We start from the raw sequence: 14,782 nt of genomic DNA on the forward strand, positions 1-14,782 counted from the left end.
GAGGTGATAACCGATTGTCCCACTCGATGCGCGCGCAACCGGGTGACAAAATGACGCGTCCTCCCGAAAGATGCGGTTGAGCGACGTCATCCTTCGCTCAGGTGCGCCGTTTGGACCTGTGGATCGCTCAGGACTTCGGCTCGTCTGCCCCATCGCCGCCTGCCGCGGACGGAATCAGCAGCACGGGCAGCGTCGACTGCCGCACGCAGCGCTCGGCCACGCTGCCAAGAATCAGCCGCTGCATGCCGCGCCGGCCGTGCGTGCCCATCACGATCAGATCGGCGTTGAACTCGGCGGCGGCGCGCAGCACGAGCGTCGGCACGTCGTCGAGCGAGGACGCTTCGCCCACTGCGATATCGCCCGACACGCCGCGCTCGCGCATCGCCGCCGACATCTCCGCCGTGAGTTCCTTGCCCTGCTCGACGAGCCGGTTGCGCAGAACGGACGGGTCGTAGCCCGGTGCGTCGAAATACATCGGCGTGTTTTCGACCGCGTAGAACGCGCGCAGCGTCGCACCAAGCTTGCTGGCCATGTTCAGGGCGCCGTCGAACGCGCGGCGCGACGTATTGCTGCCATCGACTGCAACGAGGATGCGGTTATACATGAAACCTCCGTGCCGTGGAGAGCGGTGCGCCGCCTTGTTCCGCCCGTGCGGGCCGCCGGTGATGAGCGGTAATTCGTCCGGACTGCGCTTGCAGCTTAAATGATTGCCGGAGATAGCGGGTTTTCGTCGGCAACCGCCCAGATGTCAACCAGCGATTTGTCAAATTTTGCTGTTGGGTGCGAGGTTGTTCATACTGGCGGCACGCGCGCGAATCGGCGTTTCGGAGCGGAAACGGTCGCGATTTCGCCTTGTAGCCCGGATTATTTGCCTTACAATTCAAATCTATTCTGACAAGCCGCTTTTCTCGACGATGAACGAGCGCAAACCGACCGGTCTGCCGGACAAGATCTACGGCGACATCCTCAACCGCATTCTCGAAGGCGAGTACAAGGAAGGCGAGCGTTTGCCGACCGAGCATGCGCTCGCCGAGCGTTTCGAGACGTCGCGGCCCACGGTGCGCGAGGCGCTTGCGCGGCTGCGCGCGGACGGCATTATCGTCACGCGGCACGGTTCCGGCACGACCGTCGCGCGCCGTCCCGACCCGGACGTGCGCCGCTTCGCGCCGCTCGAAACGCTGTCCGACATTCGCCGCTGCTACGACTTCCGGATCGTGACGGAATCGGGCGCGGCCGAGCTGGCCGCACAGATGGCGGAGGCCGACGATATCGCCGCGATCCAGCACGCGTGGGACGAACTGGAGCGCATCATCGAAACCCAAGGCATCGGCGCGAAGGACGACTTTGCGTTCCACCTTGCCATCGCGCGCGCGTCGAAGAACCAGTTCTTCATCACGATGATGTCTTTCATTGAAGAGCAGATCGTCTTCAGCATGAATCTGTCGCGCAACCTGTCGCTGGTGAAGACGCTCGAACGCCAGCGGCTCGTGCAGGCCGAGCATCTGGCCGTGCTGGAGGCGATCCGCCGGAAAGACGCGGCGGCTGCCGGGCAGGCCATGCGTCTGCATCTGGAGCACGCGCGCGACCGGATGTTCGGCTCCTGACGTTTGCTCCCGCCTAGCCGGCCGCGTCGTTTCATTCGCGGCTCCGTTCGTTTTTCCCTCATCTGACAATGCGGTGCGCCGCGCGCCGTCTCGCAAAGAAGTGAATCCTTCCCGTCCTCTGCCTTTTCGCGACGCACTCCTGGCCATGCTCGGCATCGGTCTGGTCAACATGCTGGTCGCGCTCGACCAGACGGTGGTTAGCACGGCGTTGCCGTCGATCGTCGTCGAACTGCATGGTTTCGAGTATTACGCGTGGATCGCGAGCGCGTATCTGCTTGCTTCCGTCGTCACGGTGCCCGTCTTCGGGCGGCTCGGCGACTACTTCGGCCGCAAGTATTTCGTGATCACCGCTGTGATCGTCTTTACCCTCGCGTCCGCGTTGTGCGGCCTCGCGAGCAGTATGCCGTTCCTGGTGTTCGCGCGCGGCTTGCAGGGTGTCGGCGGCGGCATGATGGTCGGCACGGCGTTCGCGTCGATCCCCGATCTTTTTCCCGATCCGCGCGCGCGCGTGCGCTGGCAGGTCGTGCTGGCAGCTGCATACGGGATCGGTACGGCGGCAGGGCCGTCGCTTGGCGGCTGGCTAAGCCAGCACTTCGGCTGGCGCTCGACGTTTCTCGTCAATCTGCCCGTCGGCGCGCTCGCGCTGTACTTCATCTGGGCGCATCTGCCGTACTATCGGCGCGAGCGTACGGGCGACGTGCGCATCGACTGGGCGGGCGCGGCGCTCGTCGCGCTGGTGCTCGGCGGCTTGCAGACCTTCATCGAAGCCGTGCCGAAAGACGGTTTGACGACGGCCAACCTGATACTCGCCGCGCTGGTGGCGGTCGGCGCGGCGGCGCTGCTCGTCTGTGAGCGGCGCGCGACGCATCCCATCGTGCCGCTCGACCTGTTCAAGGACCCGCAGCTCGTTACGCTTTTTACGCTGTCGGTGCTGTCGGGCTTCGTGATGTTTTCGCTGATCTTTTTCGCACCGCTGCTACTGCAGGGAGGTTTCGGACTGTCGCCGCAGCAGGCCGGACTGCTCGCGACGCCGATTGCCGCCTGCATCGCGCTCGGCAGCCTGATCAACACGCGCATCGTCATTCATATGCCGCGGCCGACCGCGATCCTGACGATCGGCTTCAGCCTGCTCGTCGCGGCGTCGGTCGGCCTCGCGCTTGCGACGCCCGCGACGCCGCATCTGTATCTCGAACTGTCGATGGCGGCCGTCGGTATTGGCCTCGGCTTCATTCTCAACAACCTGAACGTGTTCGGGCAGGAGATCGCCGGTCGCGAGCGCTTCGGGATCACGACCGCGCTGCTCCAGTCGACGCGCATGGTGGGCGGCATGCTCGGCACTAGCGTCGTCGCGACGATCGTGAACCGGCGCTACGCGTCGGGGGTCGAGGAATCGCTGCGCGTGCTCGGCGAGTCCGTTTCAGCGACGTGGCGGCCCAAGCTCGCCGATCCGCGCATTCTGGTGGACCAGAGTCTGCGCGACTCGCTGTTGACCGAACTGAAGCGCGCGGGCCTGGACGGTCCGGCGCTCCTCGACGCCGCGCGTCACGTGCTCGTGCAGTCGATTCACATCGGTGTCGTGTTGACCGGCTGCGCGGCGCTGGCGGCGGCGCTCATCGTGCGCCGGATATCGCATATCACGTTCCGGCGCCATTGAAGCGCCGCGCGATGCCGGCCGCGGCGCGGGCCGTCAGGCCGCCACGGGCATCGGCTTGCACACCGCCGCGCGGATCGCATCCACGGTGATGTCGAGCGCGATGGTCCGTTCGACGCCGATCTTGACGGGCGGCCCCAGCCGTGTCACCTCGATGCCAGCGCGCCGCAGCATCCGCTCGATCGCTGTCGTCGTGACTGTCACGTAGCGCGTAATGCCCATGCGGTCTGCGAAAGTCACGAGTTCGTGGATCGCATGCATCGTCAACTCTGCAAAGCCAAACGTTTGCGCGCCATCCGTTTCGATAGCGAAGCGGCTCAATTCCCAAATATGTCGCCCGAGTGGCGCCTCCCGGCCGTCGAGTAGTTGCGGGAAAGTGTCCTTCAGCATGTTCGGACCTTCCGTCGGCATCAGCCGCCAGCAGCCGCGCACCCGCCGATCGCCGTCCTGAATGAGCATGTAGTACGGCCCGAGGGCGTCGTAGCCGTCGATCTCCATGCCCGCGATGGTCGGGATGTCCCATCCCATCCGGTCCCGGAAGACCCGGGCGCGAAGTCGATACATCTCGTTGATGTGGTTGTTGTCGAACTCTTGCCGTGTGCCAATCCGAATCGCCGTATGCATGGTGTGCTCCTTACGTGGTCGCGGTACGCAGGAAAACGTATGCATTGCGGATAAAAAAAACACCTACTCACCTGGATAGGTGGCGTTTGTGTCTGAAGATTACAAAATTGAGATGAGGGCAGCCAATCACAGGAAAACATCATGGAACTTCAAAATCATTGGCAAGCGGGCGTTCACGCAAACGTTCAACCGACCGCACAGAGCCGCAATCCGGACATGTCGTCCGGGGTGGATCGCGTTCTGATCATCGCGTACCGCAAGAAAAAGAAGGAAAGCCAGCGCCAGTTCTGGGCGCGTTTCGGCGTGACGCAGTCGCGCGGCAGCCGCTTCGAATCGGGCGCGGAAATTCCTGCGCCCGTCTCGATCCTGCTGGGCCTCTATTTCACGAAGACCGTCACGGACGGCGATCTGGGCAGGGCAGAGAAGGTGCTGCACAACCCGGAAGCGCGTGAGCTCATCAACCTGGATCAATAAGCCCGAGCTGCGTCGCAATCACGGCGGCTGCGCGCCGGGAGTTCACGCCGAATTTCGTACGAATGTTCTTGAGGTGGAAGTTCACCACCGCTTCTGAGCAATTGAGAATGTGCGAAATTTCCCAAGTGGACTTACCGCGCGCGGTCCATTTCAGGCATTCCTGTTCCCGCGGCGTGAGTTTAGGCACCAAAGCCTGCGTGTGCGTGTTCAGGTGAGGCTGGCTCGTGTCGATGACGAGGTCGCGCAACAGCACCAGGTTGGGCAGCACGACGTCGAGATGACGCCAGAAATCGTCGCTCGGGTTGTGGTCGTTGACGAAACAGATCAAACCCGATTCCTGTCGTGGCCCGTGAATGGGCAGGCTCACGCCTGCTCGCAAGCCATGCGCGCGGGCTTCCTCATACATGGTTTGCGCCGGATACGTGTCGAACAGATCCGGCGACCAGATCAGCGGTGACGACTTCGTCATGCAATGTGCGACGGTCGGATCGATATGCGCGAACCCTTGCTCGTTGTAGAACTGCCGCCACGTGGGCGAATACGTGCTACGGATGAACGCGTCTTCGAGCCGCATGCCTGGCCGCGGCAGAATGCCCACCAGCACGCGGTCAAAGCCCCAGTCGTCTGCCAGTCGGGCGAGTTCGCGGAACCAGGTGACATCGTTCTCCGCTTCCAGCAACGGCGACATCTGCTCAATGAAATGTTGCGGCAAGGTGCTATCTCTCGAGGTTCGCAGCGGAGCGGGCGGTGGCCATGCCGATGCTGCGGTGACTCATTATCCTGTTGCACATGAATCTATCACTATTATTCGCCGGTTAATACTAAATCGCGGGAGAGAATTTCCAGTCTGTTTAATTTCCTGACTCAAAAGCGGGGCGCGCCGAAAGGCTCTCAATTGCATTTGCCCAATTCTGCACTGAATGCCGCAAATCCGCTCCTGGCTCTGCCAGCCAGCGCCTCGTTTAACCGTGCGCTTCGAAAGGTCATTTTCCCGTTTCTGTCGGTATTAAATACGGCGGACAGTTGAAAATCGGAATGGATTACGAAAGGTTAGATTCAAGCCGGGACAGTATTCCGCCTGTTGTCATACGAGCTTTTTAAAAGCGCGATTCGCAGTGCAGCAGGCCGCGCCTTCATTCATATGAGGAAAATCGTTTTCATGCGTCCTGCACCGCATGGCCCCGCCCATCAGGTTGTTTGACAACATTGGCGACGCGGTGCTAACCTGGGCGATGGTCGTGGCAAGGCTCACGACGTCCGAGTTTGTCGACAAGGGCACGCTGGTTGCTCACATGTACGCGGTCGCGTGGTCCATGCGCGCGTTCCGTCGTCGCCTCGTTCCCCGCGACCTGCGCGAACGGCGGCGCAGCGAACAGAGGGCAGATCATGCGAAGATCAGCGTTGCGACGTCGGTTTTGCTCGAGTTCGAGCACCGTCTCGCGGAATCGTCCGCCCATTCGTGACGTCGCAGACTGCTCACTATTTGGATTCCAGGCCGCGCGACGCGACACCGTCCCTGCACGGCCATCGACAGGAGCTGGACATGCAGATTACCGGAGACATGCTGATCGGTGCGTCCGAGGTGCGTGGCACCAAAGGCACGCTGCGCGCGTTCGACCCGGCGCACAACATGGAAATCGAGCCCGAGTTCGGCGCCGGCGGCTCGGTCGAAGTGGACCGCGCGTGCACGCTGGCGGGACTTGCGTTCGACGCATACCGTCAAACGCCGCTAGAGATCCGCGCACATTTTCTAGAGACCATCGCAGAGAACATTCTCGGCCTCGGCGATGCGCTGATCGAGCGCGCGCAAGCTGAATCGGCGCTGCCGAAGGCGCGCCTCGAGGGCGAACGCGCGCGCACGGTCGGGCAGTTGAAGCTGTTCGCGTCGCTGGTGCGCGAAGGCCGCTGGCTCGACGCGACTCTCGATTCCGCTCAGCCGGATCGCAAGCCTCTGCCGCGCCCCGACCTGCGTTTGCAGAAGATTCCCGTTGGTCCCGTCGGCGTGTTTGGAGCGAGCAATTTCCCGCTGGCGTTTTCTGTGGCAGGCGGCGATACGGCGTCGGCGCTCGCAGCGGGTTGCCCCGTCGTCGTGAAGGCGCATCCGGCGCATCTGGGTACGTCCGAACTGGTCGGCCGCGCGATTCAGAAAGCAGTGGCCGACTGCGGTCTGCACGAAGGCGTGTTCTCGCTCGTGGTGGGTGCGGGCAATGAGATCGGCGAAGCGCTGGTCCAGCATCCCGCGATCAAGTCGGTCGGATTCACGGGTTCGCGTGCGGGCGGTCTCGCGCTCGTCAATCTCGCGCAAAAGCGCCGCGAGCCGATTCCCGTGTTCGCCGAGATGAGCAGCGTCAATCCGTTGTTCGTGTTGCCCGGCGCACTCGCGAAGCGCGCTGAGCAGATCGCGACGGGCTTCGTCGAATCCGTGACGCTCGGTGTCGGGCAGTTCTGCACGAATCCCGGCATCGTGCTGATTCTCGAAGGACCGAACAAGCAGACGTTCATCGACACCGCCGCGAAGGCGCTCGCGCAAAAGAGCGCGCAGACGATGCTGACGCCGGGCATCGCCAACGCTTACCAGGACGGCATTTCGCGTCGTACCGAACAGCGCGGCGTGCAGAGCATTGCGCGCGGCACGTCGTCGGATGCGACCTGCGCGGCGCTGCCCGCGCTGTTCCAGACTTCCGCAATGCAATTCCTCGCGTCCGCCGAACTCGAAGACGAGATTTTCGGCCCAACGTCGCTGATCGTGACGTGTGCCGATATCGACGAAATGGTGAAGGTGGCCGAATATCTCGAAGGCCAGTTGACGGCGACGCTGCAGATCGAGCCCGAAGACTACGACATCGCGCGCCGGCTTCTGCCCACGCTCGAGCGCAAGGCCGGCCGCATTCTCGCGAACGGTTTCCCGACGGGCGTCGAAGTGTCGTACGCGATGGTGCACGGCGGCCCGTTCCCGGCCACTTCCGATCCGCGCGCGACGTCAGTCGGCGCGATGGCGATCGAGCGTTTTCTTCGGCCTGTCTGCTACCAGGACTTGCCTGCCGATCTGCTGCCGCAGTCGCTGCGCGACGAGAATCCGCTGAAGCTCTGGCGTCTGCGCGACGGCAAGCCCGCGCAGGCTTGACGCTCGTGTCGCGACCAGCGTCTATAACAGCGTAACCAGCAATAACCAACAATAACCGGCAACGACAGCAATACGCCGGACGTCGATCGCTTCGACGTCCGGCGTTTGCACCGACAGCGCCATGACCGAACTCAGCCATCTGAACCCGCGACGCTATCCCGATCCCTCCATTCGCAGTTTCGATCCACGTTTCGACGCATTGCGCCTCGCGTCGGCGTCCGTCGAATGTCTATATCAGGGCGCGCGCTGGTCCGAAGGGCCCGTCTGGTTCGGCGACGGCCGCTATGTGCTGTGGAGCGACATTCCGAACAACCGCATCCTGCGCTGGGACGAGGAGACGGGCGCGGTGACGCCGTTTCGCCGTCCGTCCGGCAACGCGAACGGCAATACACGCGATCGCGAAGGGCGCCTCGTGACCTGCGAGCATCTGACACGCCGTGTCACACGAACCGAATACGACGGTTCGATCACCGTCATCGCCGACCGCTACCAAGGCAAGCGCTTCAACTCGCCGAACGACCTCGTCGTCAAATCGGACGGCTCGATCTGGTTCACCGATCCATCGTTCGGTATCGACAGCTTCTACGAGGGCGAAAAGCAGGAGCCGGAACTGCCGCAAAACGTGTATCGCGTCGACGGGCAGACAGGCGAAGTCACGATGGTGTGCGACGAGGTAATCGGACCGAACGGGCTGGCGTTCTCGCCGGATGAGTCCGTGCTGTACATCGTCGAGTCGCGTTCGAAGCCGCGCACGATCCGCGCGTTCGATGTCGCCGGCGACGGGCGGTCGCTGACGAACAACCGTGTGCTGATCGATGCGCAGCAGGGCACGCCGGATGGCTTTCGGGTCGATATCCACGGCAACCTGTGGTGCGGCTGGGGCATGGGCACCGACGAACTCGACGGCGTGCGCGTGTTCTCGCCGGGCGGCGAGGCGCTCGGCCATATCGCGTTGCCGGAGCGCTGCGCGAACGTGTGCTTTGGCGGCAGGCACCGCAATCGACTCTTCATGGCCGCGAGCCACGGCCTGTATTCGCTCTATGTGAACACGCAAGGCGTGTGCGGCGGGTAACGCACGACAACGGTAAGTTGCCTAACAAGTTGACTCTCGGTGTTCTCCCCAGGGGCGTGCGACGGATCCGCTGAAACCGCCCAAATCCTTTCAGCAGAAGGGCTTGAGGAATCTGAAAGGCCACATAGCTATGCGCGCGTTGCACCAGAATTTGCTTGACATCATGAGCGCCCGTTCGTTATGTTTCAGTCACTAGCAGCCCGTAGTGCGTCACCGCCGCATCCCGTCGGCGGGCGTTCCATACCAAGAGGCGAGGAGACGAAATGGCTTTTTCTGGCAAGTTGTCAGTAAGGGTGGCGGCAGTGTGCGTGGCAGTTGGTGCTGCCGTCGCCGGGTTCGCACAAACGGCCCGGGCGGCCGATCCCGTCACGCTCAATATCGTCGACGTCGCCGGCGATCTCCAATTGACGCAAAAGGGCTTCGAAGCTTTCAAGGCCAAGTACCCCAACCTCGTTTCGAACATTACCTTCACGAATGCGCCCGCGCCGCAACTGCCTGGCAAGATCAAGGCGATGCAGGCGGCCGGCCGTTCCGATATCGATCTCGTTCTGACGGGCACCGACGCGCTCGCCGCCGGTATCGAGCAGAACCTGTGGGTCAAGCTGCTGCCTGAGAACAACGCCGCCTTCCCCGGCGCACTCGACAAGTACGCGCCGGGCCCGCGCAAGATGCAGGATCTCGCGCAGGGCTTCGGTCTCGAAGTCGCCTATATGCCCGCCGGTCCGCTCATCGAATACAACCCCGCCAAGGTCAGCGATCCGCCGAAGACGCCGGATCAACTGCTGCAATGGTGCAAGGCGCATCCGAACAAGCTGATCTACGCGCGTCCCGCCAACTCCGGTCCTGGCCGCACGTTCCTGATGGGGCTGCCGTACGTGCTCGGCGATAAAGACCCGAAAGACCCCGTCAACGGCTGGGACAAGACGTGGGCGTTCCTCAAGCAGCTGAACGACTGCATTCCTTACTATCCGGGCGGCACGTCCGCCGTCATGAAGGAACTGGGCGAAGGCACGCGCGACATGACAGTGACCGTGACGGGGTGGGATATCAATCCGCGCGCGCTCGGCATCGTGCCCGCCGAATTCAAGGTGCAGGCGTTCGACAACATGACCTGGGTGAACGACGCGCACTACATGGTGATCCCGAAGGGCGTGCCAAAAGAAAAGCTCGACGTGCTCTACAAGCTGATGAATTTCATGCTCGAGCCGGCGCAGCAGGCGATGACCTATGACGACGGCTACTTCTACCCAGGCCCGGCCATCAAGGGCATGACAGAAGCGCAGGCGCCCGAGCACAGCCAGGACGTGCTGAAGAAATTCGGCCGTCCGGAATACGCAAAACTGCTGGCCGACCGTCCGCACGTTCAGCCGCTGAACGCAGCGGCCATGGTCGCTGCGTTCCAGAAGTGGGACCGCGAAGTCGGCGCACAAAAGACCAAGTAAGCGCAGACCAACGCATACCCGTCGCCGCGCGATGCGGAAAGCCGATGCCGCTTCGCGTGCGCATCGGCGCTTCACGCAGCGCGCGAGCCGGCGATTGTGACGGCGCGCCGCCTGTGGGCGCGGCCATGCAACATCGTAGGGAAGCGATCATGAAGCATCAATTTGAACAGTTGCGCCTCGAGTCGGTCTGCCGCAGTTTCGTGAACGCGGAAGGGCAATCGGTGGCCGCGCTGCAGGGCCTCGACCTCAATATTCGCCGCGGCGAGTTTATCGCGCTGCTGGGGCCGTCGGGTTGCGGCAAGTCGACGGCGCTCAACTGCATCGCCGGTTTGCAGCCGCTGTCGGGCGGCGGCATCTGGCTCGACGAAAAACGTATCGACGTGCTGCCGCCGGAAAAGCGCGGCTTCGGCATGGTGTTCCAGAACTACGCGCTGTTTCCACACATGTCCGTGCTCGACAACGTCGGCTTCGGTCTGAAGATGCGCGGCGTGTCCAAAGCCGAAACGGTCAAGCGAGCACGCGAAGCGCTGCAGCTCGTGCAGCTGGTCGGTCATGAGAGGAAGCTGCCGGGCCAGCTGTCGGGTGGCCAGCAGCAGCGCGTCGCGATTGCGCGTGCGATCGTCATCGAGCCTCCGCTCATTCTGATGGACGAGCCGCTGTCGAATCTCGATACGAAGCTGCGTATCGAAATGCGCGCCGAGATTCGCCGCATTCATACGCAGCTGGATCGCGCGACCATTTATGTGACGCACGACCAGGACGAAGCGCTGTCGATGGCCGACCGCATCGTCGTGATGAAAGAAGGCGTGGTGCAGCAGGTCGCGACGCCGAAGGAAGTCTATGGACGGCCGAAGAATCTGCACGTCGCGCGCTTCATGGGCTATCGCAACGTGCTGCCGTTCATGCTCGAAGGCGTGCAGGGCGAAGGCGTGGCCGTCGAAGCGAACGGCGTGCGGCTGATCGGCACGGCGATGGACGGCTTCAATAGCAAGCGCGTGTCCGTCGCGCTGCGCCCGGAGGACATGGAGCGCGCCGCGCCCGGTTCCGGGAACGCGTTCGACGCGCAGGTGACAGCGGTTGAATACGGCGGCCGCGATTCCCTTATCCGTGTGAAGAGCGCGTTCGGCGAACTGTGGGCGCGCGTCGCTGGCGAATTTGCCGAAGGCGAGCGCGTCACGCTGCGCGTGCCGCCGTCGCGCACGCTGGTCTATGACGGAGAGCCGTCATGAGCACGCTGACGCCCGCCGCCGCGACGACGCCCGCCGCGCCGCGCGACGGCAAGGCGTGGCTCGTGTCGCCCGCCTTGCTGTTCATTCTTGCGCTGTTCGTCTACCCGTTCGTCTATGGTCTGGCACTGTCGTTCAGCCCAATGGAAGGCGGCGGCATGTGGGCGAACTACGCGAAGTTCTTCAGCGACACGTCGATGTGGCCGACCATCATCGTCACGCTGAAGCTCGCCGTGCCCGCCACGTTGATCAACGTCGGGGTGTCGGTGCCTGTCGCATTCGCGCTGCGCCGTCCGTCGCCGTATCAGAAGTTCGTGACGACGCTGCTCGTGATTCCCGTCACGCTCGGCACGGTGCTGATCGCCGACGGCATGCTCACCTACTTCGGTCCCAACGGCTGGTTCCCGCAAGCACTGCAGGGGCTGCATCTGTATGCCGACGAAGTGCGCCTCACGCACAACTTCTGGGGCGTGCTGATTTCGCTGATCGTCTCCGGCTTTCCGTTTGCGTTCCTGCTCACGCTGTCCTACGTCACGGGTATCGATCCGACGCTCGCGAGCGCGGCGGCAACACTCGGCGCGAATCCGTGGCAGCAGTTCAGGCGCATCTATCTGCCGCTGCTGGTGCCGGGGCTGACGATGGCCGCGTGTCTGTCGTTCGTGCAGGCGTTTTCGGTGTTTCCTTCGGCGGTGCTGCTGGGCGCGCCCGCGGGACCGACGCGCGTAATGTCGATCGCCGCCGCAGAAGCCGCGTTCGAGAACTACGACTACTCGCTGGCTTCGGCGATCGCGATCGTGATGGGATTCGTGCAACTGGTGATCGTCGCCGCGATGCTGGGCGCGCGCCGCTTCTTCTACAGTGGACCCGCGACGGGAGGTAAGGGCTGATGGCTACCGATCATCAAGTCGCGCGTCCCTGGCCCGCTGCGCCGCAAGGCCAAACGGTGAAATCGATGAAACCGCACGTCAGTTTGCGCGACCGCGTGTACAAGGCGCTCGTCTGGGGCGCGATGATTTTCTTTCTGCTGAACATCGTGCTGCTGATTGCGACGGTCGCGGTCAACTCGATTGCGACCCGCTGGTTCGGCACGCTGCTGCCGCAGGGTTTCACGTTGCACTGGTATGCGCAGGCATGGAGCGATTTTCAGCTCGCGGCCGTGTTATGGGTGACGGTCGAAGTGGTCGGCGCGGTCGTGCTGCTGTCCATTCTGCTCGGTGTGCCCGCCGCGTATGCGCTTGCGCGCGTGCAGTTCCGCGGCAAGCGTTTCGCGATGCTCGTGTTCCTGCTGCCGCTAATGGTGCCACCCGTCACGTACGGCATCCCGATGGCGACCGTAATGTACAAGATCGGACTGGCGGGCACATTGAGCGGCGTGATTCTCGCCAATCTCGTGCCTGCGCTGCCCTTCGTGATTCTCGTGATGACCCCGTTCATCGAACAGATCGATCCGAACCTGGAATCGGCGGCGCGCATTTTCGGCGCGAACACGTTTCGCTATTTCCGCTACATCCTGCTGCCGCTGCTGGTACCTGGCATGCTCGCTGCGGGACTGCTGGTGCTGGTGCGTACGATCGGCATGTTCGAGCTGACGTTCTTTACGGCGGGACCGGCGACGCAGACGCTCGTCGTCGCGTTGTACTACGCGGTATTCTCGACGGGCGTGCGCGCGCCGCAGTCGATCGACGCGATGGCGATGATCTACATGGCGATCACGCTGATCTGGGTATTGATCGCGCTGCAATTCGTGAGCCCGACGCAAATCGTGTCGCGGGTGAAGGAGCAGCGCCGGTAGGGAGAAGTTGTGTCGAACCATCAGACGAACAAACGCAAGACGCCCGAAGAACTGCGCAGTCACCGCTGGTATGGCGTGAACGATCTGCGGTCGTTCGGCCACCGCTCGCGCACTGCGCAGATGGGCTACAGCCGTGAGGAATATGCGGGCAAGCCCGTCATCGCGATCCTCAACACGTGGAGCGAGATGAACCCGTGCCACACGCATTTCAGGCAACGTGTGGAAGAGGTCAAGCGCGGCATCTGGCAAGCGGGCGGCTTTCCCATCGAGCTGCCCGTGCAGACGCTCTCCGAGCCTTTCCAGAAGCCCACCACGATGCTCTATCGCAACTTCCTCGCGATGGAAGCGGAAGAGACGTTGCGCTCGTATCCCGCCGATGGCGTCGTGCTGATGGGCGGTTGCGACAAGACCACGCCCGCGCTGCTGATGGGTGCGATCTCGATGGATCTGCCCACCATCTTCCTGCCCGCCGGTCCGATGCTGCGGGGCAACTGGAATGGTGTGACGCTCGGCTCCGGTTCCGACACGTGGAAGTACTGGGCCGAATTGCGCGCGGGCAAGATCACCGAGGACGACTGGCGCGGTGTGGAAGGCGGCATCGCGCGCTCGCCGGGACATTGCATGACGATGGGCACGGCGTCGACGATGACGAGCGCCGCGGAAGCGCTCGGCTTCACGCTGCCGGGTTTCGCGTCGATTCCGGCGCCCGATTCGCGCCACGCGCAGATGTCCGCAAAAACGGGCATGCGCATCGTCGAGATGGTGTGGGAAGACCTGAAGCCGTCGGACATCCTCACGGAGCAATCGGTCGATAACGCCGTGACGACCTGCCTCGCGCTGTCGGGATCGACGAATGCGATCGTGCACATGATCGCGTTGGCGCGCCGTGCGGGTATCCAGTTGACGCTCGATCGCTACGACTCGATCTCGCGCCGCACGCCCGTGCTGGCGAACATCCGGCCGACGGGCGCGTATCTGATGGAAGACTTTTATTACGCGGGCGGCCTGCCCGCGATGCTCGCGGAACTGGGCGATCTGATCGACCGCTCGCAGAAGACGGTGAACGGACACACGCTCGGTGAGAACCTCGAGGGCGCGCGGATTTTCAACGACGACGTGATCCGCCGCCGAGGCAATCCGCTGATGCCGGACAACGGTCTTGCCGTGCTACGCGGCAACATCGCGCCCGATGGCGCGGTCATCAAGCCGGGTGCCGCCGAACCGCATCTGCTCGTGCACACGGGCCGCGCGGTGGTGTTCAGCGACTATAACGACATGGCCGCGCGCATCGATAGCGACGCACTGGACATCGACGAAACCTGTGTGATCGTGTTGCAGCACGCAGGGCCTGTCGGCGCGCCGGGCATGCCGGAGTGGGGCCAGTTGCCGATCCCGCAAAAGCTGCTGAAAAAGGGCGTGCGCGACATGCTGCGCATCTCAGATGCACGCATGAGCGGGACGAGCTACGGTGCATGTGTGCTGCACGTGGCGCCCGAATCGTTCATCGGCGGGCCGTTTGCGCTGGTGCGCGACGGCGACATGATCGAACTGGACGTGCCGCAGCGCAGGCTGAACGTGCTGGTATCGGACGAAGAACTCGCGCGGCGCAAGGCCGGATGGGTCGCGCCCGCGCCGCGATTCGCACGCGGCTACGGCGCGATGCATCAGGTGCATGTGCTGCAGGCCGACAAGGGCTGCGACTTCGATTTCCTGCAACGCGATGGCGCGAGCGGTGCGAGCGCGTCGGCAGGCGAGCCGGAGATTCACTGACAG

General features: G+C 63.3%; 14 protein-coding genes. 11 read left to right on the top strand and 3 right to left on the bottom strand.

Annotated features, from left to right (window positions below):
- Positions 1–127: 127 nt before the first annotated feature.
- Positions 128–604 carry a universal stress protein gene (locus BPHY_RS22305; protein ID WP_012403721.1) on the bottom strand — a complete coding sequence of 159 codons (477 nt, stop codon included), beginning with the start codon at positions 602–604 and terminating at the stop codon, positions 128–130.
- Between the two features lie 310 nt (positions 605–914).
- On the opposite strand from BPHY_RS22305, the gene BPHY_RS22310 reads away from it, so the two are divergent.
- Both BPHY_RS22310 and BPHY_RS22315 read left to right on the top strand, forming a co-directional pair.
- On the top strand, positions 915–1,604 hold the full coding sequence (locus tag BPHY_RS22310; RefSeq protein WP_012403722.1) for a FadR/GntR family transcriptional regulator: 690 nt from the start codon (positions 915–917) through the stop codon (positions 1,602–1,604).
- A gap of 145 nt (positions 1,605–1,749) precedes the next feature.
- The gene (locus tag BPHY_RS22315) at positions 1,750–3,258 is read left to right on the top strand and encodes an MFS transporter (protein ID WP_012403723.1); all 1,509 of its coding nucleotides are present in this window, start codon (positions 1,750–1,752) and stop codon (positions 3,256–3,258) included.
- A 33-nt stretch (positions 3,259–3,291) separates the two neighbouring features.
- Here the strand turns inward: BPHY_RS22315 and BPHY_RS22320 are convergent, their stop codons facing one another.
- Entirely contained in the window at positions 3,292–3,879 is a 588-nt protein-coding gene (locus tag BPHY_RS22320) for an acyl-homoserine-lactone synthase (protein ID WP_012403724.1), read from the bottom strand.
- 141 nt (positions 3,880–4,020) lie between these two features.
- Here BPHY_RS22320 and BPHY_RS22325 point away from each other — a divergent pair, with 141 nt between their 5' ends.
- On the top strand, positions 4,021–4,353 hold the full coding sequence (locus BPHY_RS22325) for a helix-turn-helix domain-containing protein (RefSeq protein ID WP_012403725.1): 333 nt from the start codon (positions 4,021–4,023) through the stop codon (positions 4,351–4,353).
- Here BPHY_RS22325 and BPHY_RS22330 read toward each other — a convergent pair.
- On the bottom strand, positions 4,337–5,041 hold the full coding sequence (locus BPHY_RS22330; RefSeq protein WP_012403726.1) for a helix-turn-helix transcriptional regulator: 705 nt from the start codon (positions 5,039–5,041) through the stop codon (positions 4,337–4,339). The two genes, BPHY_RS22325 and BPHY_RS22330, sit on opposite strands and share 17 nt — an antisense overlap.
- Before the next feature lie 505 nt (positions 5,042–5,546).
- Here BPHY_RS22330 and BPHY_RS22335 point away from each other — a divergent pair.
- The 8 genes from BPHY_RS22335 (at position 5,547) to araD (ending at position 14,779) form a co-directional block, all read left to right on the top strand.
- Entirely contained in the window at positions 5,547–5,816 is a 270-nt protein-coding gene (locus tag BPHY_RS22335; protein ID WP_157686667.1) for a hypothetical protein, read from the top strand.
- Between the two features lie 80 nt (positions 5,817–5,896).
- On the top strand, positions 5,897–7,477 hold the full coding sequence (locus tag BPHY_RS22340) for an aldehyde dehydrogenase (NADP(+)) (RefSeq protein ID WP_012403728.1): 1,581 nt from the start codon (positions 5,897–5,899) through the stop codon (positions 7,475–7,477).
- A 121-nt stretch (positions 7,478–7,598) separates the two neighbouring features.
- Positions 7,599–8,549: an SMP-30/gluconolactonase/LRE family protein gene (locus BPHY_RS22345; protein ID WP_012403729.1), complete on the top strand. Its 951-nt coding sequence runs from the start codon at positions 7,599–7,601 to the stop codon at positions 8,547–8,549.
- A 263-nt stretch (positions 8,550–8,812) separates the two neighbouring features.
- A complete protein-coding gene (locus BPHY_RS22350; protein ID WP_012403730.1) occupies positions 8,813–9,991 on the top strand; it encodes an extracellular solute-binding protein in 1,179 nt (392 codons plus the stop codon).
- A 149-nt stretch (positions 9,992–10,140) separates the two neighbouring features.
- A complete protein-coding gene (locus tag BPHY_RS22355) occupies positions 10,141–11,220 on the top strand; it encodes an ABC transporter ATP-binding protein (RefSeq protein ID WP_012403731.1) in 1,080 nt (359 codons plus the stop codon).
- Positions 11,217–12,104: an ABC transporter permease gene (locus tag BPHY_RS22360; protein ID WP_012403732.1), complete on the top strand. Its 888-nt coding sequence runs from the start codon at positions 11,217–11,219 to the stop codon at positions 12,102–12,104. Before BPHY_RS22355 ends, BPHY_RS22360 begins: the two co-directional genes overlap by 4 nt.
- Entirely contained in the window at positions 12,104–13,009 is a 906-nt protein-coding gene (locus BPHY_RS22365) for an ABC transporter permease (RefSeq protein ID WP_012403733.1), read from the top strand. The genes BPHY_RS22360 and BPHY_RS22365 overlap by 1 nt, the downstream gene beginning before the upstream one ends.
- A gap of 9 nt (positions 13,010–13,018) precedes the next feature.
- Positions 13,019–14,779, top strand: coding sequence for an L-arabinonate dehydratase (gene araD / locus BPHY_RS22370; RefSeq protein WP_012403734.1), 1,761 nt, complete (start codon positions 13,019–13,021; stop codon positions 14,777–14,779).
- The last annotated feature ends 3 nt before the right edge of the window (positions 14,780–14,782 follow it).

It is taken from the genome of Paraburkholderia phymatum STM815, assembly GCF_000020045.1.
GTDB classification, from domain to species: domain Bacteria; phylum Pseudomonadota; class Gammaproteobacteria; order Burkholderiales; family Burkholderiaceae; genus Paraburkholderia; species Paraburkholderia phymatum.

Bases quoted from the DNA above. Each gene is read 5' to 3' on its own strand.
- BPHY_RS22305 (WP_012403721.1), bottom strand. From the start codon at position 604: ATGTATAACCGCATCCTCGTTGCAGTCGATGGCAGCAATACGTCGCGC.
- BPHY_RS22310 (WP_012403722.1), top strand. From the start codon at position 915: ATGAACGAGCGCAAACCGACCGGTCTGCCGGACAAGATCTACGGCGAC.
- BPHY_RS22315 (WP_012403723.1), top strand. From the start codon at position 1,750: ATGCTCGGCATCGGTCTGGTCAACATGCTGGTCGCGCTCGACCAGACG.
- BPHY_RS22320 (WP_012403724.1), bottom strand. From the start codon at position 3,879: ATGCATACGGCGATTCGGATTGGCACACGGCAAGAGTTCGACAACAAC.
- BPHY_RS22325 (WP_012403725.1), top strand. From the start codon at position 4,021: ATGGAACTTCAAAATCATTGGCAAGCGGGCGTTCACGCAAACGTTCAA.
- BPHY_RS22330 (WP_012403726.1), bottom strand. From the start codon at position 5,041: ATGTCGCCGTTGCTGGAAGCGGAGAACGATGTCACCTGGTTCCGCGAA.
- BPHY_RS22340 (WP_012403728.1), top strand. From the start codon at position 5,897: ATGCAGATTACCGGAGACATGCTGATCGGTGCGTCCGAGGTGCGTGGC.
- BPHY_RS22345 (WP_012403729.1), top strand. From the start codon at position 7,599: ATGACCGAACTCAGCCATCTGAACCCGCGACGCTATCCCGATCCCTCC.
- BPHY_RS22350 (WP_012403730.1), top strand. From the start codon at position 8,813: ATGGCTTTTTCTGGCAAGTTGTCAGTAAGGGTGGCGGCAGTGTGCGTG.
- BPHY_RS22355 (WP_012403731.1), top strand. From the start codon at position 10,141: ATGAAGCATCAATTTGAACAGTTGCGCCTCGAGTCGGTCTGCCGCAGT.
- BPHY_RS22360 (WP_012403732.1), top strand. From the start codon at position 11,217: ATGAGCACGCTGACGCCCGCCGCCGCGACGACGCCCGCCGCGCCGCGC.
- BPHY_RS22365 (WP_012403733.1), top strand. From the start codon at position 12,104: ATGGCTACCGATCATCAAGTCGCGCGTCCCTGGCCCGCTGCGCCGCAA.